General features: G+C 68.9%; 18 protein-coding genes. 5 read left to right on the forward strand and 13 right to left on the reverse strand.

Translation table 11 applies throughout. The features are described from left to right. Positions 1-56: 56 nt before the first annotated feature. The 7 genes from EL288_RS18690 to EL288_RS18720 all read right to left on the reverse strand — a co-directional run bounded on the left by EL288_RS18690 (position 57) and on the right by EL288_RS18720 (position 10,147). Positions 57-1,055, reverse strand: coding sequence for a Bug family tripartite tricarboxylate transporter substrate binding protein (locus EL288_RS18690; protein WP_003808885.1), 999 nt, complete (start codon positions 1,053-1,055; stop codon positions 57-59). Between the two features lie 243 nt (positions 1,056-1,298). Beyond that, positions 1,299-1,910, reverse strand: coding sequence for a response regulator transcription factor (locus tag EL288_RS18695; protein ID WP_033468060.1), 612 nt, complete (start codon positions 1,908-1,910; stop codon positions 1,299-1,301). An 8-nt stretch (positions 1,911-1,918) separates the two neighbouring features. Continuing rightward, a complete protein-coding gene (locus tag EL288_RS18700) occupies positions 1,919-2,992 on the reverse strand; it encodes a sensor histidine kinase (protein WP_126622010.1) in 1,074 nt (357 codons plus the stop codon). Positions 2,993-3,080: 88 nt separating this feature from the next. Then, a complete protein-coding gene (gene mgtA, locus EL288_RS18705) occupies positions 3,081-5,837 on the reverse strand; it encodes a magnesium-translocating P-type ATPase (RefSeq protein ID WP_033473368.1) in 2,757 nt (918 codons plus the stop codon). A gap of 426 nt (positions 5,838-6,263) precedes the next feature. Then, positions 6,264-7,259 (reverse strand): Bug family tripartite tricarboxylate transporter substrate binding protein, encoded by a 996-nt coding sequence (locus EL288_RS18710; protein ID WP_003808879.1) that lies wholly within the window; start codon positions 7,257-7,259, stop codon positions 6,264-6,266. A gap of 35 nt (positions 7,260-7,294) precedes the next feature. Then, the gene (locus EL288_RS18715) at positions 7,295-8,953 is read right to left on the reverse strand and encodes an acyl-CoA dehydrogenase family protein (protein ID WP_003808878.1); all 1,659 of its coding nucleotides are present in this window, start codon (positions 8,951-8,953) and stop codon (positions 7,295-7,297) included. A gap of 72 nt (positions 8,954-9,025) precedes the next feature. After that, entirely contained in the window at positions 9,026-10,147 is a 1,122-nt protein-coding gene (locus EL288_RS18720) for a CaiB/BaiF CoA transferase family protein (RefSeq protein WP_050486117.1), read from the reverse strand. Between the two features lie 112 nt (positions 10,148-10,259). Between EL288_RS18720 and EL288_RS18725 the strand changes: the two genes are divergently transcribed. From EL288_RS18725 to EL288_RS18735, 3 genes are all read left to right on the forward strand, one after another. Beyond that, entirely contained in the window at positions 10,260-11,141 is an 882-nt protein-coding gene (locus tag EL288_RS18725; RefSeq protein ID WP_003808876.1) for a LysR substrate-binding domain-containing protein, read from the forward strand. A gap of 92 nt (positions 11,142-11,233) precedes the next feature. After that, positions 11,234-12,205: a Bug family tripartite tricarboxylate transporter substrate binding protein gene (locus EL288_RS18730; protein WP_003808874.1), complete on the forward strand. Its 972-nt coding sequence runs from the start codon at positions 11,234-11,236 to the stop codon at positions 12,203-12,205. A 122-nt stretch (positions 12,206-12,327) separates the two neighbouring features. Continuing rightward, a complete protein-coding gene (locus EL288_RS18735) occupies positions 12,328-12,807 on the forward strand; it encodes a thioesterase family protein (RefSeq protein WP_003808872.1) in 480 nt (159 codons plus the stop codon). Here the strand turns inward: EL288_RS18735 and EL288_RS18740 are convergent. After that, the gene (locus EL288_RS18740; protein ID WP_003808871.1) at positions 12,788-13,765 is read right to left on the reverse strand and encodes an Lnb N-terminal periplasmic domain-containing protein; all 978 of its coding nucleotides are present in this window, start codon (positions 13,763-13,765) and stop codon (positions 12,788-12,790) included. The genes EL288_RS18735 and EL288_RS18740 overlap by 20 nt on opposite strands. A gap of 155 nt (positions 13,766-13,920) precedes the next feature. Here EL288_RS18740 and EL288_RS24550 point away from each other — a divergent pair, with 155 nt between their 5' ends. Further along, entirely contained in the window at positions 13,921-14,046 is a 126-nt protein-coding gene (locus EL288_RS24550) for a hypothetical protein (protein WP_255288051.1), read from the forward strand. Positions 14,047-14,087: 41 nt separating this feature from the next. Here EL288_RS24550 and EL288_RS18745 read toward each other — a convergent pair whose 3' ends face one another. The 5 genes from EL288_RS18745 to EL288_RS18765 form a co-directional block, all read right to left on the reverse strand. Further along, positions 14,088-15,071 carry a Bug family tripartite tricarboxylate transporter substrate binding protein gene (locus EL288_RS18745; RefSeq protein WP_003808868.1) on the reverse strand — a complete coding sequence of 328 codons (984 nt, stop codon included), beginning with the start codon at positions 15,069-15,071 and terminating at the stop codon, positions 14,088-14,090. 112 nt (positions 15,072-15,183) lie between these two features. Then, entirely contained in the window at positions 15,184-16,098 is a 915-nt protein-coding gene (locus EL288_RS18750; RefSeq protein WP_033459283.1) for a LysR family transcriptional regulator, read from the reverse strand. Positions 16,099-16,137: 39 nt separating this feature from the next. Next, positions 16,138-17,274 (reverse strand): CaiB/BaiF CoA transferase family protein, encoded by a 1,137-nt coding sequence (locus EL288_RS18755; RefSeq protein WP_003808865.1) that lies wholly within the window; start codon positions 17,272-17,274, stop codon positions 16,138-16,140. Next, positions 17,274-18,068: an enoyl-CoA hydratase gene (locus EL288_RS18760; RefSeq protein WP_003808863.1), complete on the reverse strand. Its 795-nt coding sequence runs from the start codon at positions 18,066-18,068 to the stop codon at positions 17,274-17,276. The genes EL288_RS18755 and EL288_RS18760 overlap by 1 nt, the downstream gene beginning before the upstream one ends. 322 nt (positions 18,069-18,390) lie before the next feature. After that, the gene (locus tag EL288_RS18765; protein WP_003808862.1) at positions 18,391-19,176 is read right to left on the reverse strand and encodes an SDR family NAD(P)-dependent oxidoreductase; all 786 of its coding nucleotides are present in this window, start codon (positions 19,174-19,176) and stop codon (positions 18,391-18,393) included. Between the two features lie 82 nt (positions 19,177-19,258). Between EL288_RS18765 and EL288_RS18770 the strand changes: the two genes are divergently transcribed. Beyond that, positions 19,259-20,038, forward strand: coding sequence for an enoyl-CoA hydratase/isomerase family protein (locus tag EL288_RS18770; protein ID WP_003808859.1), 780 nt, complete (start codon positions 19,259-19,261; stop codon positions 20,036-20,038). Positions 20,039-20,049 lie beyond the last annotated feature (11 nt).

Genomic DNA, 20,049 nt, shown 5'->3' on the forward strand with positions numbered 1-20,049 from the left:
GGCGTCTGAAAATGGCTGGGAAGGAAACGGGGCACGCCACGCGGCGTGCCGCCGCGTCAGTTGATGCTGATGTTGGCCTTCTCGACCACTTCCACCAGCTCGGCCGACTCCTTGCGGATCCGTTGCTGGAACTCCTCGGGCGACATGGCCAGCACCGGGCCCTGCACCGTCAGCTTGGCGGCCAGTTCCTTGTCCTTCAGGGCCCCGTCCACCTCCTTGTTCAAGCGCTCGATCACCGCCTGCGGCGTGGCCTTGGGCACGAACAGCCCGACCCACGACGCCACGTTGAAATCGCCATAGCCCGCCTCCTGCACCGTCGGCACGTCGGGCAGCTCGGCCAGGCGCCGGTTCGAGGAAATGGCCAGCGGCCGCACCGCGCCGGACTTGATGTGCGCCATCACCGACAGCGAGTCGAACACCATGTTGACCTCATTGGCCAGGATCGCCGACTGGGCGCTGGCCGTGCCCTTGTAGGGGATGTGGACCATCTGGATGCCGGCGCGCGAGGACAGCACCTCGAACGCGATCTGCGTGATGTTGCCGGGGCCGGCCGAGCCATAGGTGATCTGGCCGGGGTTCTTCTTCGCCAGTTCGACCAGGTCCTGCAGCGTGCGCACGGACTTCATCTTGGGGTCGTTGTTGTTGACCACCAGGATGAGCGGCATCTCCATGATGGTCGCGACCGGCGCGAAGTCTTCCTCGGGGTTGTAGCGGATGGTGTTCTTGTGCAGCACCGGGCTCAGGGTGATGGCGCTGCTGCTGCTGACGAACACCGTGTAGCCGTCGGGCGCGGCGCGCTTGACCGACTCGGCCGCGATCATGGCGTTGGCGCCGACGCGGTTCTCGACCAGGAAGGTGGTGCCCATGGTCCGGCTGAGGTGTTCGCCCAGCAGCCGCGCGCCCACGTCCACCGGACCGCCGGGGCTGAAGCCCACGACCAGGCGGGTCGGCCGCGAAGGATAGGAGTCCTGGGCATGGGCCACAGGGGCAAGCGCCGCGCAACAGGCCACGGCTGTCACGGCGAATTTGAGCTGGTGTACGAAAGAGGCAATCACAGGGGTTCTCCTGCTGAGCAGACCGATAGCCCGCGCTGCCCGCCGCCATGGGCGGTCGGCGCGGGGACGCACAACTCTTGAGCATTTCGTTCAAGCGAAACCCACAAGTGGGACGAATTCTAGGAATCCGATCCCGACACGTCAATTTTTAATTAAAACAATCGCTAGGCGATTATTTTTACGTAGGCGTGCCTGTCCCGGCGGGGACGGGCACCCTTTCCCCGCGGGGACAGACGTCCGAGTCTAGGATTTCAGCTTTTCGGTGATGCGCACCAGCTCGGCCAGCGAACCTGCCTGCATCTTGCGCATGGCGTGTCCGCGGCGAACCTTTACGGTGATCTCGCTGATGCCCAGGCGCGCCGCGACCTGCTTGTTCAGCAGGCCCTGCACCACCAGGCGCACGACGTCCTGCTCGCCAGCGCTCAGCGACGCCCATCGGGCCTGCAGCTCGGCGGCGTGCGCGGCGCGCTCGCGGCGCTGGCGGTCCAGCCCGATGCCGGCATGGATCGCATCGAGCAGGTCCTGCTCCCTGAAAGGCTTGGCCAGGAACTCGATGGCGCCATTCTTCATGGCCTGCACCCCCATGGCGATATCGCCATGGCCGGTGATGAAAATCACCGGCAGGTTTATTTCCAGCCCCGCCATGCGTCGATGGAAATCCATCCCGCTCTGCCCCGGCATGCGCACGTCCAGCACCAGGCACCCTGGCGCGTCCTCCATCGCCTGGGCCAGGAACTCCCCGGTCGAACCGAACGTCAGCGCCCGCAGGCCCACCGAAGCCAGCAAGTCCGCGAGCGCCGCGCGCACCGAACTGTCGTCGTCGACGATATAGACGATGCCCGCCGCCTTTTGCATATCCGCCGTCACGGCCGCTGCTCCCGCGCGAGGGCCGGCACGCTGAAGCGCAGGGTCGCTCCGGCGCCCGCGTCGGGCTCGGCCCATATCTGCCCGCCATTGGCCTCGACGATGCTCCGGCTGATGCTCAGGCCCACGCCGATGCCCTCCTCCTTGGTGGTCCAGAAGGCCTCGAAGATATGTTCGTGCAGGCCGGGCGGGATGCCCGCGCCGGAATCGGCCACCGACAGCACGATGGCGCCGTCTGCGGCGGCCGACCCGACGCGCAGCAGCCGGTTGCGCGCCGGCACGGCCGCCATGGCCTCGATGGCGTTGAGCACCAGGTTGCCGGCCACCTGCTGTATCTGCACGCGGTCGGCCAGCGCCGGCGCCAGGCCCTCGGCGAAGTCGGTGGCCAGGACAATATCGTTGCGTTCCATTTCGGCGCGCGACAGCTCTAGCACCTCGCGCATGGCCTGGTTGAAGTCGAACTCGCTGGTGTCCGGCGGCTCGCCCCGGGTCAGGCTGCGCACGCGGGCGATGATGTTGCTGGCGCGGCCGGCGTCGCCCAGTATGCGCTCGAACGCCTGGCGCGCCTTGTCCAGGTTGGGCGGATCCTGCGCCAGCCAGCGCTGGCCGGCATTGCCGCTGGCGACGATGGCGGCCAGCGGCTGGTTCACCTCGTGCGCGATCGAGGTGGTCAGGCTTTCCAGGCCCTGGACGCGGGCGATGCGCATCAGGCGCGCCTGCGCGGTGTGCGCGGCGGCCCGGGCCGCCTCCATCTTCAGCACCAGGTAGGTGGTCAGGATGATGGCCGCGATGCTGATGCCGGTATTGATCAGGCCGGAGCGCAGGTCGCCATGAGGCGTCAGCCCGAAGCTGAGCGCCGTCATGGCGATGCAGACCGCGCAAAGCGCCAGCAGCCCGCGCCGGCCCAGGAAACGCGCCGTCGTCAGGATGACGACGGCATAGAACACGGCGGCGGCGACCTCGTAGCGGGTGCCCGTGTCCGCCACGAAGATGACCGCCGTGGCGAGCGCGACCAGGGCAAACTTCAGGAGCAGGCGTATCCGCGGCGAGGTGGATATCCCAAACGGCTGCATGGCATAACCTGTAGGTACTTGGCGATGGCAGGACTGGATCCGGGCATGGCGCAAAGCGCTGCGGTGAAGTAGGTTAGCACGCGGCCTCTCACTGCCAGCCGAACTTCCGTATATAGATCTTCTTCATCGCCGTGGTCAGCAGCGCGTAGCCCAGCAGGATGGCGAGCAGCCACGGGAAATAGGCCGGGGGCAGCGCCTGCAGGTTGAAATAGCCGGCCAGCGGGCTCATCGGCAAGGCCACGCCTATGGCCATGATGAGCGCGGTCATCAGCAGCAGCGGCCAGGCCGCCCGGCTCTGGATGAACGGCAATTTGGGCGAGCGGATCATGTGCACGATCAAGGTCTGCGTCAGCAGGCCGACCACGAACCAGCCCGATTGGAACAACCCCTGCTCGCCCACCGTGTTGGCCGCGAAGACATGCCACATGAGCACGTAGGTAGCGATATCGAAGACCGAGCTGAGCGGGCCGAAGAACACCATGAAGCGCCCGATGTCGGCCGGATTCCATTTCAGCGGCTTGGCGACCAGCTCCTCGTCCACGTCATCGAACGGGATGGCGATCTGCGAGATGTCATACAGCAGGTTCTGCACCAGCAATTGCAGCGGCAGCATGGGCAGGAACGGCAGGAACGCGCTGCCCACCAGGACCGAGAAAACGTTGCCGAAGTTGGAGCTGGCCGTCATGCGTATGTACTTGAGCATGTTGCAGAACGTCCTGCGGCCCTCCACCACGCCCTCCTCCAGCACCATCAGGCTTTTTTCCAGCAGGATGATGTCGGCGGCTTCCTTGGCGATGTCCACGCCGGCGTCCACCGAAATGCCGATGTCCGCCGCACGCAGGGCCGCGGCATCGTTGATGCCGTCGCCCATGAAGCCGACCACGTGGCCATTGCCGCGCAGGGCGCGCACGATGCGCTCCTTGTCCTGCGGCGTCAGGCGCGCGAACAACTGGTGCGTCTCGACCGCGCAGGCCAGGTGCCCGTCGCTCATGTTCTCGATCTGCGCGCCCAGCAGGTAGCGGCCGTGCTCCAGCCCCACCCTGCCGCACACATGCGCCGCGATGAGTTCGCTGTCGCCGGTCAGCACCTTGACCCGCACGCCATGCCCGGCCAGCGCGCGCAGCGCCGGCTCGGTGGATTCCTTCGGCGGATCGAGAAAGGCGATATGGCCCACCAGGGTCAGCCCGGCTTCGTCGGCCACCGAATACGCCGACTGCGAGGCCGGCAGCGCCTTCATGGCCACCGCGACCACCCGCAAGCCCTGTTCGTTCAAGGCATGCGTGAACGCGCGCACGCGGTCGAGCTGTTCGCCGTCGAGCGGAACATGGCGCGGCCCCTGCGCGGTCTCGATGCGAATGCGGTCGCAGACCGACAGCATTTCCTCGACCGCGCCCTTGCAGATCAGTTCGTGATGATCGTCGCGCTCGGACACCACCACCGACATGCGCCGCCGCTCGAAATCGAACGGAATCTCGTCGACCTTGCGATAGTCGAGCGCCACCCGCATTTCCCGCTGCAGCTCGGCGTGCTCGAGCACCGCATGGTCGAGCAGGTTCTTCAGGCCGGTCTGGTAATAGCTGTTGAGATAGGCATACCGCAACACCTCGTCCGAGCTGTTGCCGAACGCGTCGGTGTGCCGCTCCAGCGCGATCCGGTCCTGCGTGAGCGTGCCGGTCTTGTCGGTGCACAGCACGTCCATGGCGCCGAAGTTCTGGATCGCGTCCAGGCGCTTGACGATCACTTTCTTGCGCGACATCACCACCGCGCCCTTGGCCAGGGTGGACGTCACGATCATCGGCAGCATCTCCGGCGTCAGGCCCACCGCCACCGACAGCGCGAACAGCGAAGCCTCCAGCCAGTCGCCCTTGGTGAAACCGTTGATCAGCAGGACGACCGGCGCCATGACCAGCGCGAACCGGATCAGCAGCCAGCTGACGCTGTTCACCCCGCTCTCGAACGCGGTCGGCGCGCGATCGGCGGCGGTCACGCGCGCCGAAAGCCCGCCGAAATAGGTCCGGCCGCCCGTGGCGATCACCAGCGCGGTGGCCGCGCCGGAAACCACGGTGGTGCCCATGAAGACCAGGTTGGGCGCGTCGAATATCGTCTCGAACGGTTCGTTGATGCCGGCGAATTTCTCCACCGGCAGCGACTCGCCGGTCATCGCCGCCTGGGCGATGAACAGGTCCTTGGCGGCCAGCAGGCGGCAGTCCGCCGGAATCATGTCGCCGGCGGAAAGCACGATGTGGTCGCCGGGCACGAGGTCGCGGATCGGCACTTCCGCCCGCGCGGCGCGCCCGGGCGGGCCGGCCGGCTCGCCGTCCTCCCGGCGCCGGATGACCGTGGCGGTGTTGCCGACCATGGCCTTGAGCCGCTCGGCCGCCCGGCTGGAACGGCCTTCCTGCACGAAGCGGATCAGGGTGCTCAAGGCCACCATCGTGCCGATGACCGCGGCCGCCGTCATGTCATCCGTCGCGAACGAAATGCCGGCCAGCACGCTCAGCAGAAGATTGAACGGATTCCTGTAGCAGTGCCACAGGTGCAGCCACCCGGGCAGGGGCTTCTCGTGTTCGACCTCGTTGGGGCCGAAACGGGTCCGGCGCTCGTGCACCTCGGCCGCGCTCAGCCCCCCCTCGCGCGAGCCCATGCGGGCCATGGCGGCGGCGACGTCATCGGAGGCGATCCGCCGCATGTCGCGTGCGACGCGCCCGGCCCCGGCCCGCGCCGCCGCGCCATGGGCGCCGCGCAGGGTTTCGAGAATGGCCTGGCGCTTGAAATGGCGATTCGCGTGCCGCCCCTGGAGAAATCGGCTGAAAAGGCGCTTGAGCAGGGTGTCGATGATTTTCATCGGAATGAGACCTCCGCGGGCACGCCGCCGCGCAGGCCTCTCGCGCGCTCAGGCGGGCGAGAATGCCGGGACCGGTACCCGATGTGTTGTTGCGTTCATGTGGTTCGGGAAAAGGGGCGCGACGCGGCGCCTGTGCGGGTCGGGGTCCATGCGCATCCTCCTGCTTCGTGGCCGGCCGGCGCGGCGGCGCGGCGGGCCTGGGTTGGCGACAATGCGAATTGTCCCCGCGGCCGCGCCTGGCCGCCAGCAGGCATTGGGGCAACCGGGCTATACCTTGGTATATCCCGTGTCGCGAAGCCGCACGGGCGCTGTCCCAGCGGGGACAGCCGCACGGGTGCCTGTCCCAGCGGGGACAGCCGCATGGGTGCCTGTCCCAGCGGGGACAGGCACCCATAACCGCGCCATGCGCGGCGCGGGCGGGCATGCCTACTGCACCGTCGCGCCGGTGCGTTCGATGATTTCCTTCCAGCCGTCGACCTGGCGCGCCAGGAACTCGGTGAACTCCGCCTGGCTGAGAATGGTCTCGGGCGTCTGCACCCCGTTCTTTTCCAGGGTCGCGCGCATGTCCGGCGCCTGCAGCGCGGCGCGGGCGGCGCGCTCCAGCGTCGCCAGCGCGGGCGCGGGCAACGCCGCGGGGCCCACCAGCCCGAAGGCCACGCCACGCTCCAGCGTGGGTACGTCCTGTTCGCGGAAGGTAGGCACCTCGGGCAGGATCTTCGAACGCTGCACCGATGCCACGCCCAGCGCCCGCAGGCGCCCGTCCTTGATGTAGGGCGCCGCGCTCAGCACGTCCAGGTACATCGCGGTGACCTGCCCGCCGAGCAGGTCGTTCATGGCCGGCGAGGTGCCCCGGTACGGCACGTGCACCAGCCGGGTGCCGTTGAGCTTGTTGAACATCTCGCCGGCCAGGTGGTTGGTGCTGCCGCTGCCCGAACTCGCATACGACAGGTTCTGGTGCGCATTCGCGTATTTCACGAAATCCCCCAGGCTGCGCACCGGCAGGTCCTTGTTGACGACCAGCACATTGGGAATCTCGCCCAGGTACGCGATCGGCGTGAAGTCCCGCTTGGGATCGAAGCCGGCATCCTTGTAGAGATTGGCGTTGATGAACAGCGCGCCCGAATTGGCGAACAGCAGCGTGTAGCCGTCGGGCGCGGCCTTGACGACATACTGGGTGCCGATGTTGCCGCCCGCGCCCGGCTTGTTGAGAACGATGGTGGACTGCCCCAGCGTGTCCTGCATGGTCCGCGCCAGCACGCGGGCCAGCGCGTCGGTGGGCCCGGCTGGCGTGAACGGCACCACCATCTGGATGGGATGCGCCGGATAGGCGCCGGTGGCGGCATGGACCGGCGACAGGGCGGCCGCCAGCAGCGCCGCCCCGATCGATAGCGCCAGCCGGCGCAGTCTGCGATAAGTAGGCATGGTGTCTCCTCCGTTGGTTTTTGGTATGGGCGTGTTCAGTCGTGCAGCAGGCCGGCGCGGCGCAGCTGCGGATCCAGCCGGTGCGCCAGGACGTCGGCCGCATAGGCATGCCGGTGCGCCAGTTGCCCGCCCTGGCTCGCCTCCCAGGCAAACTGGATGGCGCTGCCGACGTGGTACAGCGCGGAGGCCACCTCGCGCGCCGCTTCCTCGCATTGCGCCCCCGCCTGGCGCGCGGCATAGGCGCACACCAGGTCCAGCCGTTGCGCCAGCGCGGCGCCATGCGGGCCGCTCGCCTGGCCCAGCAAGTTCCGCAGCGCGCCCTCGTAGGCGGTGAGCGCATCCTCGCGGTTGATGGCGCGGTATACGTCCAGCGCGACGATGTTGCTGGTGCCTTCCCAGATCGAGCCCAGGTGCGCGTCGCGCAACAGGCGCGCTTCCGGCCATTCCTCGATGTAGCCGCAGCCGCCGCGCACTTCCATCGCGTCGCCGGTCACCTTGCGCGCGTCCCGGCAGGCGCGGAACTTGATCAGGGGCGTCATGATCCGCACGACCCGGCGCGCCGTCTCGTCGCCCTCGTCGGCGCCGCGCAGCGCCTGCGCGGTATGGTAGGCGAAGGTGCGGGCCTGCTCGGTCATGAGGCGCATCTTGTCCAGCTGGCGGCGGATCAGCGGCAGGTCCGCCAGCCGCTTGCCGAAGGCGCGGCGATGCTCGGCGACATAGCTGGCCTCGCTCAGCGCGCGCCGCATCAGCGCGCCCGAGCGCACGCCGTTGGACAGCCGGGAGCTGTTGACCATCTCGGCCATTTGCTGGAATCCCTTGCCCACTTCGCCGATCAGATAGGCTTGCGCGCCCTCCAGGCGGATCTCGCCGCTGGCCATGGAACGCGTGCCCAGCTTGTCCTTGAGCCGGATGATGCGGTAGGCGTTGGGCGTGCCGTCGGCCTTGACGCGCGGCATCAGGAACAGGCTCACGCCGGCCATGCCGGCCGGCGCATCGTCGGGACGCGCCAGCACCATGGCGAGGTCGGCGCTGGCATTGGAGCAGAACCATTTGTCGCCGGACAATAGCCAGTGTTCGCCATCGCGGCGGGCCGTCGCGGCCGTCTGCGCGATATCCGAGCCGGCGCCCTGCTCGGTCATGAACATGGCGCCCTGGTAATAGGTGTCGAAATCCAGCGAGGTCAGGCGCGCCAGGTAGCGCTGCACCAGCGCCGGCTCGCCGTACTTCTTGAGCGTGCGGGTGAACGAGTCGGTCATGTTGACCGGGCAGGTCAGCCCATACTCGGACTGCGAGAACAGGTAGAACAGCGTGTACTTCGCCGCGGCCGGCAGGGGTTCGTGCCAGCCGAGCACGCCCGGGGCGTGCGACGCGGCGGCCAGGCCGAACTCGGAGAAGGCCCAGCGCTCCAGCTCCACATAGGCAGGATGCTTGACCACCTCGCTGCAGTCGTGGCCCTGGCGCGTGCGCACCACCAGTTCGGGCGTGTGCTTGTCGGCCTGCGCGGCCAGCTGCTCCAGCCGGCCGCCGGCCAGCTCGCCCAGCCGATGCAGGTGCGGCGTGAGATGCGCCAGCAGGTCCGGCGCCAGGTACAGCGACAACAGCGCCGGAAGATCGGCGTCGGCCAGGTACAGGTTCTGGCCCAGGCTGTCGGGAATGGGGTCGGCCAACCGCGCCGCGATTTCTGGAGATGACATGGCATGCTTCCTTGCTGACGAAATGGGTTCTACGGACCGGCGCGGCAAGCCGCCGGCTTTCGGATCGATGCGTTACGCGGGCGCGATGCGGTAGCTGGCGGGCGTGCGTCCCAGCTTGATCGGCGAGGCCAGCCCGGTGTAGTGCTCGCCTATCCTGGCCACCATGGCGCGCTCGGCCGTTTGCGGATGCGCCAGCACTTTCTCCACCGTCAGCACGGGGCTGCAGGGCACGCCCGCATCGAGCAGCGCCTGCGCCAGCGTTTCGCCGTCCAGGACCTGGAACAGGCCGGCCAGCAGCGCGCGCAGCGCGGCGCGATGTTCCGAGCGCGAGCGGTTGGCGCCGAAGCGCGGGTCGTCGAGCACATCGGCCCGGCCCAGGTGGCGCATCAGGCGCTCGAACTGCATGTCGTTGCCCACCGCCAGGTAGATCGGCACGGTAGCGGTATCGAACACGTCGTAGGGGTAGATGTTCGAGTGCGCGTTGCCCACGCGCGCCGGCGGCTGGCCGCTCAGGAAGTAATTGCCCGCGTACGGGTGCAGCAGGGAAATGCCGCTGTCGTACAGGGCCGCCTCGACGTACTGCCCGCGGCCGCTGCGCTGGCGTTCCTGCAGCGCCATCATGACGCCCAGGGCGGCGTTCATGCCCGTCACCAGGTCGATGACCGGAAAGCCGACCCGGCACGGGCCCCCGTCGGCGGGCCCGTTCAGGCTCATCAGGCCCACCATGGCCTGGACGGCGGTGTCATACGCGGGCAGCCCGCCCATGGGGCCGGTCTCGCCGAACCCCGTCACGCGGCAATAGACCAGGCGCGGGAAGCGCTCCTGCAGCGCCTGCGGCCCCAGCCCCCATTTCTCCATCGTGCCGGCGCGGAAATTCTCGACCACCACATCGCATTCGGGCAGCAGGCCCAGCACGGCCTGCTGCGCCTGCTGCGTGGACAGGTCCAGCCGCGCGGTGCGCTTGTTGCGGTTGACGGCAAGGTAGTACGAGGCGGTCCCGTCCTGGAACGGCGGGCCCCAGGCGCGCGTCTCGTCGCCGCCCGGCGGCTCGATCTTGAGCACGTCGGCGCCATGGTCGCCCAGGATCTGGGTGCAGTACGGACCGCCCAGCACCCGCGACAGATCCAGGACGCGGATGCCCGCCAGGGCGCCCGTCTGTCCTGGCGAATGAGGTTCGAATCCCAGGCCGGCCACTGCGTGTCTCCCATGCTAGTCGTTGATTGGTCCGGATCGAGTATGGGCAAGCGCAGTGATATAGTCCAATTCAATATTTGGACCAATTGATCCTTAAAAAATATCAAACGTCATGGACCTGCGACAGCTCAAATACTTCGTGGCGCTGGCCGAAGAACTGCATTTCCGCCGCGCGGCGGCGCGGCTGTCGATCTCGCAGCCGCCGCTCAGCCACGCCATCAAGCTGCTGGAGGAAGAACTCGGCACCGCGCTGTTCGAGCGCACCACCAAGTCGGTCGCGCTGACGTCGGCCGGGCAGGCGTTCTACCCCGAGGCGCTCAAGGTGCTGGCGCAGCTGCAGGTGGCCTGCGCGGTGACCAGGGAAGTGGGCGCCGGCAAGCGCGGCCACCTGCGCATCGGCTTTGTCGGCGGCATGCTGCTGCGGGGCTTGCCGGAGATCGTGCGCGACTACGCGCAGCGCAATCCCGAAGTCATCGTCACGCTGCACGAAACCAGCTCGGCCGAACAGGCCAAGGCGATCGCGCGCGGCCAGCTGTCGGCGGGCTTCCTGCATGCCGGCCTGCTGGCGCCCGAACTGGAGGGGCAGGTGATCCGCGACGAACCCTTCGTGGCCTGCGTGCCGCGCGATCATCGGCTGGCCGGGCGCCGCGTCATCGACGTGCGCCAGCTGGCCGGCGAGGACATGGTGCTGTTTGCCCGCGATGTCTCGCCCGGCTACTACGACAGCGTGATCGCCCTGTGCATGGACGCGGGCTTTTCGCCGCGGATACGGCACGAGGTCGCCCACTGGCTGACCGCGCTGCTGCTGATCAGCCGCGGCGGCGGCGTGGCCCTGGTGCCCGACCCGTTCGTCGACGCCGGCCTGGACGGCGTGCGCTATCTGCGCCTGAAGGCCTGCGATTCCCGCTCGTACGCGCATTTCGCCTGGAAGCGCGACGCCAGCGACCCCTTGTTGCGCGAGTTCGTCGCGTTCGCGCTGCGCCGCTACCGCTAGAAGCCTTGCCCTGGGCGCCGCGCGCGGCCAGAATGGCCCCTGCGCCCGGCCCGGCCGGCGCGCGCCACCCATAACCAAAACAAGGAGACACCATGAAACGCTACGCCGGCATCCTGCTGGGCATGCTCCTGGCCGCGCCCGTCGCGCCGGCCCTGGCCGCCGACAACTGGCCCAGCCAGCCCATCCGCTTCGTCGTCCCGTTTCCTCCCGGCGGCCCCACCGACCTGATGGCGCGGCTGATTTCCGAGCCGCTGTCGAAGAAACTGGGCACCAGCGTCATCGTCGAGAACAAGGCCGGCGCCGCCGGCAACGTCGGCTCGGCCCAGGTCGCCAAGTCCGCGCCGGACGGCTACACCATCCTGCTGGCCGCCAGCGGCAACATGTCGGTCAACCAGACGCTGTTCAAGAGCCTGCCCTACGACCCGATCAAGGACTTCGCGTCCATCATCCAGATATCGCGCTTCCCGCTGGTGCTGGAAGTCAACCCGGAGTCCGGCATCAAGACGGTGGCCGAGTACATCGCCTACACCAAGGCCAACCCCGGCAAGGCGACCTTCGGCTCGGCCGGCAACGGTTCGCCGCAGCACCTGGGCGGCGAGCTGTTCAAGACGCTCACGCAGACCCCGCTGCAGCACATCCCGTACAAGGGCGCCGGCCCCGCGCTCAACGACTTGATCGGCGGGCAGATCCTGAGCATGTTCGACATTCTCGGCAGCTCCATCCAGCACATCAACAGCAAGCGGCTCACGCCGATCGCCATCACGACCAAGGCGCGCTCGCCGCTGCTGCCCGACGTGCCCACCATCGACGAATCCGGCCTGCCCGGCTTCGACTACTACGCCTGGCACGGCATCGTGGCCCCCGCCGGCACGCCGCCCGAGGTGATCGCGCGCTACAACACGGCGCTCAACGAGATCTTCGCCGACCCGGCGTTCCGCACCCGCTGGGAAGCCATCGGCAGCGACGTGGTGGGCGGCACGCCGGCGCAGTTCGACACGCTGGTGCGCTCCGAGGCCGAGCGGCTGGGCGGACTGGTGCGCCAGCTGGGCGTGCAGCTGGACTGAGGCGGCTTGGGCGCCCGGTGTGCTACCCTGCCGCGAACACGGGTGCCCGCCCCTGCAGGAAGGTGCCTGTCCCGGCGGGGACAGGCACCTTCCCGCTCCCCCTCCACTCCCGAGGTCCGATCATGCCTGCCTTGCCCAGCACCACCCTCAGCGTGGATCCCGCCTGGATCGATGCGTACGGCCATATGAACGCCGCCGAATACGTCGGCGTCTTCGATCGCGTCGGCTTCGACCTGTTGCGCGAAGTCGGCGTGGGGCTGGACTACACCGAGGCCACCCAGTGCGGCATCTACACCATGAACATCCAGGTCGCGTACCTGCGCGAGGTGCTGGCCGGCGATCCGCTCATGCTGCGCGTGCGCCTGCTGGAGGCCGACGACAAGCGGGTGCTGTGCCTGATGGAACTGTGGCAGACGCGGGACGACTACCTGGCCGCGACCATGGAGCAATTGTCGCTGCACGTGGACCTGCGCACGCGCCGCTCCAAGCCGTTCGATCCGGCCCTGGCCGAGCGCCTGGCGCGCACGGTCAGCGAACACGCGCAGGCGCCGCTGCCGGCGGGCTACCGGCGCATCCTGCCGCTCAAGCCGCCGCGCGCCTAGGCGCGCGGATCGCCGCCGAATAGGCCGCCGGGTCGGGCTCGGCGCGCGCCAGGTCCGTATAGCGGGCGGCGGCGCGGCGCTCGGCCAGCGTGCCGACGCCCTCGAGCGCGTCCAGGTCGTACAGATAGCCGGGCAGGTAGCCGGACAGCAGCAGCCGGTAATCCAGCGGCAGCCCGGGCGCCACCTGCTCGGCCAGGCGGAAGACAATCGTGGTGCAATTGGCCGTCAGGGTGTTGTAGAAGCGCGGCCGCTCGCGCAGCTGGTTGGCCGCGTGGACGTACGCGAGGAACAGGGCCTGCGCCCCTTCGCGCGGCATGCGCACGCGATAGAGATAGCCGTCCTCGCCACGGATGTTGGTGCGCACCCGCATGCAGTCCTGCTCGGTGGCGGCGACGATGCAGCGCTCGTACTGGCGGAAGAAGCCGCCGATCTCGGAGAATTTCTCGCCCACCTTGCGGCGTATCTCGACCGAAAACGCCAGGTGGCGGCCGTCGGCGAAGCCGAACGACACCATGGTGTGCGCAATGGCCGCGCGCCCCCAGTACGACAGCACCAGGTCGACCGATTCGAGCAGGCCCAGGTCGTACTCGTCGTCGCGCCAGCGCGCGTCGAAGTCGTCGGCGCCGCGCCAATGGAAATCGCGCACATTGCTCAGCCGCACGCGCTGGCCGTCGGTACTGCCGGCCAGCAGGCGCGCGACCTCGGCCTGCCAGGGCCGGTCCAGCGAAGGCTTGATGCCGCGCCACCACCACGCCAGGCACAGCGCGGCGGCCGCGAACGGCGCGAGCCCGGACCAGGCGCGGGCATACAGCGCGTAGAGCGCCAGCGCGGCGGCGACCAGCCAGGCGCCGGCCAGCGGCGCGCGCAGACGGGCCGGACCGCGCACGGCAAGCGCCAGCGTCCCCCAGGCCGCGCCCAGCGCGATGGCCAGCGCCGCCAGCGCCTGGCCCGCTAGCATGACGACGCGGCGCGCAACGCGCGGGCCGGGATGAAGCGATGCTTGCCGAGGCGATCGTGCACGAAGACTCCCAAGGCCCGGTTGACAGGCCGGGCGCAACAGTGCCATATACTGCCATAGTCCGACCGCGCCCCCCCCGGCTGAAGGAACATGCGATGCCCGCCGTCACACGCCGCTCGATGACCCTGCTATGGGCCCTGCTCTACGTCGCGGCCGGCTACCGCGACCAGGAATACTTCTTCCTCAAAATCCGCGCCGCCTTCCCCGGCAATGCTCGATGAACCAAAAAAAGGCGGCCCGCCCGGGCCGCCCGCTTGCCGCATCACTGCGGTTCGATTTTCGCGTCCACCGCGCGCTGGGTCCAGACCTTGCGCTGCGCCAGGGCGAATTCCCGGTGCTCGGCCACGCTGTTGGGCAATACCTGCATGCCCAGCGACTCGAAGCGCTGCATCACGTCGGGCTCGGCCAGCACGGCGGCGACTTCGCGGTTCACGCGCTGCACCACCTCGTCGGGCGTGCCCTTGGGCGCGGCGACCCCGACCCACACCACCAGGTCGAAATTGCGGTAGCCCAGCTCGGCCAGCGTCGGCACGTCCGGGAAGTCCTTGGCGCGCGTCTGCCCGGTGAATGCCAGGCCGCGCAGCTTGCCGCCCTGCATGAACGAGGTCACCACCGAAAGGTCGGCGAACAGATAGTCGACGTGGCCGCCCAGCAGGTCGGTCACGGCCGGCGGCTGGCTCTTGTACGGCACGCCCGCGGCGGCCGCGCCGGCCACGGTATTGAACGTGGCGCCGGCGATCTGGCTGGTGGGCGAGCCGTAGGCGTAGTTCAGCGGCTTGGCCTGCGTGGCCTTGACCAGCTCCTCGGCCGACTTGTAGGGCGCGTCGTCGCGCACCACCAGCATCATGGGGATGGTGGCGATGCGGATCACGTGGATGAAGTCGCCCGTCGGATCGAACGGCAGCTTGCGGAACAGCGCCGGCGTGGCCGAGTGCGTGGAGCTGCTGGTCAGGATGAGCGTGTAGCCGTCGGCCTGCGCGCGCGCCGCGAACGAGGCGCCGATGGTGCCGGAGGCGCCCGGCTTGTTCTCGATGACGATGGGCACGTTCAGGCGCGGGCCCAGCTTCTCGGAAATGATGCGCGCGCTGGTGTCGGTGGCGCTGCCTGGCGAGAACGGCACCACGATGGTGATGGGCTTGTCGGGATAGGTCGCCTGGGCGTGGGCCGCGCCGGCAAGCGCGGCAAAGGCCGCCAGCGTGCCGGCTGCCAGCAGCCGGCGGCGCGCGCCTTCGAATACTCGGGTCATAGCTGTCTCCTGCGGGGGCCGGGGCCGGCCCTCTTGAACCAGGCATCCATGATGGACCGGCGCGCTTATCGCAACAAGCGAATAATATTCATAGACTTATTCTTTTTCGGGATCAATCGCCCCGGCCCTGGCGCGCCTCGAGGTATGCCAGCGCGTCGTCCAGGAAGGTCTTGGCCGCCAGCGACAGCCGCGCGCTGCGGCGCTGGATGAGCCACAGTTCGTGGCCATGCCGGCGCGCGCCGGTGATGGGCAGCACGCGCAGCCCGAGCTGGCGCGCCGGCCCGCAGGCGTAGCCCGGCACGACCGTGATGCCCAGGCCCTCGCCCACCAGGTTGAGCACGGACGACAGCAGGCCCGCCTCGATGCGCGAACGGAACGTCAGCCCCAGTTCGGCGGCCACCCGATCCAGGCTGCGCCGTACGCTGTAGGCATTGCGCAGCATGATGTGCTCGTGCGCCGCGACGTCGGCCCACGCGAGCCTGCGCTTTGCGGCCAGCGCATGGCCGGGCGCGCACACCGCGTACATGGTGTCGCGGTAGATCACGCGCGCCTCCAGCTGCTCCTCGGGCGGCGCCTCCAGCGACGCGATGCCGAAATCGGCGCGGCCGTGGCGCACGTATTCGATGGTGTCGTCGGTGGTCAGCTCGAACAGCTCCAGCTTCACGCTGGGGTAGGCACGGTGATAGGCCGTCACCACCTCGCCCAGCAGGCCGATCATCATGAGCGGCGACGTCGCCACGCCCACCATGCCCCGTTCGAGCGCGCGCAGCCCCGCCATGCTGCGCTCGGCCGCGCGCACCGTGCCCAGGATGTCCTGCGCGTACGCATAGAAATCGGCCGCGCCGTCACAGGGCGTGACGCTGCGGGTGGAGCGCTCGAACAGCGGCTGCCCGACCTCCGCCTCCAGTTCGGCGCACAGCTTGCTGACGGCCGACTGGGTCACGAAGGCGGCGCGGGCGGCCGCCGTGAAGCTGCGCAGTTCGTACAGCGCGCAGAACACGCGCAATTGCTTGAGGGTGATATTCATGGTCCGTCGTTGCCCTATGCGCCGCCGGCCATGCCGGCCTCAGCGCCCAGCGTCGAGCATATCGCGATCGGCGTCCTGGCGCGGGGCCAGCCGGCGTACCGAGCCCGGCGTACGCGAAAAGCGCACCGGGATGGCGGTGGTCACCAGCGCGCCCTCGGTGGGGTGGTCCACCTGCTGGAAGAAACCCGTGGCCCGCAGGTGTGGATCGTCGAACAGGCCCTCCGGCGTGTTGACGCGCGAATGCGGGATATCGGCGTCGGCCAGCAGGTCGAGCCACTGCTGCGTGCCGCGCTGCGCGACGATGTCCGCCAGGTCCTGGTACAGCGCGTCGAAGTGGCGCGCGCGCGCGGCGGCGTCCACATAGCGCGGGTCGGCGGCCAGGTCGGCGCGCTGCGCCAGCGCGAAGAAGCGCTGCCATTGCGCGTCGGTGTACGGCAGCAGGGCCAGGTAGCCGTCGCGCGTGCGGTAGGGCCGGCGCTGCGGCGACAACACCCGGCTGTATCCCATCGGGCCGCGCGGCGGCTCGAACGTGTGGCCGCTCATGTGCTCGGCCAGCGCGAACGACACCAGCGTCTCGAACATCGGCACTTCGATGGCCTGCCCCTGGCCCGAGCGCTCGCGCTCGTACAGCGCCATGGGGATGGCGTAGGCCAGCGTCAGCCCGGCCACCTTGTCGGCCAGGATGGTATTCACGTAGGCGGGCGCGTCGCCGTTGCGTCCCTGCAGGTCGGCCAGGCCGCTGCGGGCCTGGATGATGTCGTCGAAGGCCGGCTGCGCCGCATACGGGCCATCCTGCCCATACCCCACCGCCGAGCAATAGACCAGCCGCGGATGGCGGGCGCACAGCGTGGCCGCGTCCAGCCCCAGCCGGGCCAGCGCGCGCGGCCGCACATTGGAGACGAACACGTCGGCGCCGGCGATCAGCGCCAGCAGCCGGTCGAGGTCGGCCGGCGCCTTGGCGTCCAGCGTGACGCTGTACTTGTTGCGGTTCAGGTTGAGATATGCCGGCCCCATGCCCGCGTGCGCGGCCGGCGCCGAAGTGCGGAACACATCGCCTTCCGGGGCCTCCACCTTGATGACCTCGGCGCCCATATCGCCCAGGATCTGGGTCGCGTAGGGCCCCATCGCCACCGACGTCATGTCGATGACGCGCACGCCGCGCAGCGGGCCGGACATTACTGTTGCTCCCGCTGCTGCTTGCGGGCCAGGAACGGCGCCATGTACTCGCGCGGCTCGGACGTGGTGAACGCCTCGCCGAACGCCGCCACGCTGCGGTCCAGCCCGGCCTCGACGCTCGAATGGCTCCAGTAGCGCAGCAGCGACTTCTGCGAACGCACCGCGCGCGGGCCGCTGGCCGCGATGGGCGCGACGGTGCGTTCGACCAGCGCGTCGAGCTCGGCCGCCTCGCAGGCGAACTGCAGGTAGCCCCAGCGCAGCGCCTGCGCGCCATCGACCGTCTCGCCCGTCAGCAGCAGCCAGTTGGTGGCGCCCGGGCCGATCAGCGCCGGCAGCAGCACGGCGTGGATCACCGACGGAATGCCCACCCGCACCTCGGGCATGCCGAACACCGCGTCGTGCGTGCCCAGGCGGATATCGCAGGCCGCGGCCAGCTCCATGCCGGCGCCCAGGCAGAAGCCCGGAATGCGCGCGATGGTCGGCACCGGAATATCGGCCACGGCGTCGCACAGGTGGCGCAGGTTGGTGATGAAGCCGCGCGCGCCGTCGGGATCGAGCTCGGCCATCTCGTAGATATTGGCGCCGCCGATGAAGGCGCGCTCGCCCGACCCGCGGATGACCACCGCGCGCGCGTCTTCCTGCGCGGCGATCCAGCGCGCCGCGGCGGTCAGGCCCAGCGTGACCGGCGTGGCCAGGATGTTCAGGCTCTTGGCGTCGTGGATCTGCAGCGTATAGACACCGCGCGCATCGCGCGTGACCAGGCTGTGGGCGAATTCGGGAATGGGCGCGCTCATGCGGGGCTCCTGCTGTGGGTTCAGGGACCTATGCTAAGCGCTGGGTTTGATCACAACAAGCGAGTAAATTTCATGGAATAAGTCTGAACAGGAATAAATCTGGTGCCTGTCCCCGCGCGGACAGGCACCAGCTGACTTCCGGGGTGCCTGTCCCCGCGCGGACAGGCACCTGCCGACTTCCGGTGTGCCTGTCCCTACGCGGACAGGCACCTGCTGACTCCCGGGGTGCCTGTCCCCCACGAGGACAGGCACCAGCAGACGCCCGAGTGCCTGCCCCAAGGTGCCTGTCCCCGCTGGGACAGGCACCCGCAGGCAGCCCCCCTCACTGGTTGAACGAGTACCCCCCGTTGACCGGCAGCGTCTGCCCGGTGATCCATGAACCCGCGTCGGAAGCCAGGAACACCGCCGCCCCGGCGGCATCTTCCGGCCGGCCCTGGCGGCGGATCACGTATTTGGCCAGTTTCTTCCTGACCAGGTCCGGGTCGGCATTGCGTTGCGCCAGCCCCGGCGTTTCGACACTGGCCAGGGCAATGCAATTGGCCGTCGCCATGAACCGGCCCAGCTCCTTGGCCATGGCGCGCATGAAGCCGGCGGCCCCGGCCTTGGCGCCGGAATACACCGCGTAGCCGGACTCGCCCACCCGCCCGGCATCCGAGACGATGGTGATCAACCGCCCGGCCTGGTGTTCCATCAGGAACGGAATCGCCTCGCGGCAGCAATTGAGCACGCCATTGAAGTTGGTGCCTATCCATTTCTGCCAATCGGCTTCGTCGCTCTCCCAGAACTTCGGCAGGTCCGCGCTCACCGCCCCCGGGCCGGCGTTGCCGGCATTGTTCACCAGCACATGCAGCGATCCGAATGCCTGCCTGATGGCATCGAACATGCGCTTGACGCTGGCCCGGTCGGTGACGTCGGCCTGCACGCCCAGCGCCCGGCAACCCAGCGCGCGCAGCTCGGCCGCCACGGCCTCGGCGCGCTCGGCATGGAAATCGTTGACCACCACGGCGCCGGCGCCGTGCCCCGCCATCGCCAGCGCAATGGCGCGGCCCACGCCCTGGCCCGCGCCGGTCACCAGTACGTTGCGCCCTTCGAGCGAAAAATAATTCATGCGACACCTCTCCTTGACTTGCTTTGAATATTAAGTATAGTTATTTACTTCAAAGTAAAATTGTACGCGAAGCGAGGCTGGCTTGGAAGAACTCATCATCGAAACCAAAGACGGCGTGCGCTGGTTGACGCTCAACCGCCCGCACGCCCTCAATGCCCTGAATGCCGCGCTGGTGGCCGCGCTGACCGAGGCCATCGGCCAGGCGCAGGCCGACCCGCAAATCGGCGCCATCGTCCTGACGGGCGCCGGCCGGGCCTTCTGCGCCGGCGCCGACCTCAAGGAGACCGAGCGCCGCGCCCAGGAGCAAGGCAGCAATGTCGCGTTCATCCGCGCCATCGGCGCGCTGACCGAGCTGATCGAGGCGGGCGCCAAGCCGGTGATCGCCGCCGTCAACGGCATCGCCGTGGCCGGCGGGCTGGAGCTGGTGCTGGCCTGCGACATCGTGCTCGCGGCCGATAGCGCGCGGCTGGGCGATGCCCACGCCAACTACGCCATGTTTCCCGGCGGCGGCGCGACCGTGCGGCTGCCCCGCCGCATCGGCATCGGCAACGCCAAGTACGTGATGTTCACCGGCCAGTCGCTGCCGGCCAGCGAGTGGGTGGCGCTGGGCCTGGTGGCGCGCGCGGTGCCGGCCGACCAGCTGGCCGAGCACGCCGCGCAACTGGCCGGCCAGATCGCCGGCAAGAGCCCGCTGGTCATCGCCCGCATGAAAAGCGCCCTCAACGACGCCACCGACCAGCCCGCGCCCGTGGCCATGCGGCGCGAGCGCGAACTCAACCACCTGCACAGCCTGTCGTTCGATCGCGCCGAGGGGCTGGCGGCATTCCGCGAGAAACGTCCGCCCCGCTTCCAGGGCCGTTGAACGCGCCTCCT

Origin of the sequence: Bordetella bronchiseptica, from assembly GCF_900636925.1 — a bacterium.
GTDB lineage: Bacteria > Pseudomonadota > Gammaproteobacteria > Burkholderiales > Burkholderiaceae_B > Bordetella > Bordetella pertussis.

Coding starts and splice junctions, on each gene's coding strand:
- EL288_RS18695 (WP_033468060.1), bottom strand. CDS start 1,910: ATGCAAAAGGCGGCGGGCATCGTCTATATCGTCGACGACGACAGTTCG.
- EL288_RS18700 (WP_126622010.1), bottom strand. CDS start 2,992: ATGCAGCCGTTTGGGATATCCACCTCGCCGCGGATACGCCTGCTCCTG.
- mgtA (WP_033473368.1), bottom strand. CDS start 5,837: ATGAAAATCATCGACACCCTGCTCAAGCGCCTTTTCAGCCGATTTCTC.
- EL288_RS18710 (WP_003808879.1), bottom strand. CDS start 7,259: ATGCCTACTTATCGCAGACTGCGCCGGCTGGCGCTATCGATCGGGGCG.
- EL288_RS18715 (WP_003808878.1), bottom strand. CDS start 8,953: ATGTCATCTCCAGAAATCGCGGCGCGGTTGGCCGACCCCATTCCCGAC.
- EL288_RS18725 (WP_003808876.1), top strand. CDS start 10,260: ATGGACCTGCGACAGCTCAAATACTTCGTGGCGCTGGCCGAAGAACTG.
- EL288_RS18730 (WP_003808874.1), top strand. CDS start 11,234: ATGAAACGCTACGCCGGCATCCTGCTGGGCATGCTCCTGGCCGCGCCC.
- EL288_RS18735 (WP_003808872.1), top strand. CDS start 12,328: ATGCCTGCCTTGCCCAGCACCACCCTCAGCGTGGATCCCGCCTGGATC.
- EL288_RS18740 (WP_003808871.1), bottom strand. CDS start 13,765: ATGCTAGCGGGCCAGGCGCTGGCGGCGCTGGCCATCGCGCTGGGCGCG.
- EL288_RS24550 (WP_255288051.1), top strand. CDS start 13,921: ATGCCCGCCGTCACACGCCGCTCGATGACCCTGCTATGGGCCCTGCTC.
- EL288_RS18745 (WP_003808868.1), bottom strand. CDS start 15,071: ATGACCCGAGTATTCGAAGGCGCGCGCCGCCGGCTGCTGGCAGCCGGC.
- EL288_RS18750 (WP_033459283.1), bottom strand. CDS start 16,098: ATGAATATCACCCTCAAGCAATTGCGCGTGTTCTGCGCGCTGTACGAA.
- EL288_RS18755 (WP_003808865.1), bottom strand. CDS start 17,274: ATGTCCGGCCCGCTGCGCGGCGTGCGCGTCATCGACATGACGTCGGTG.
- EL288_RS18760 (WP_003808863.1), bottom strand. CDS start 18,068: ATGAGCGCGCCCATTCCCGAATTCGCCCACAGCCTGGTCACGCGCGAT.
- EL288_RS18765 (WP_003808862.1), bottom strand. CDS start 19,176: ATGAATTATTTTTCGCTCGAAGGGCGCAACGTACTGGTGACCGGCGCG.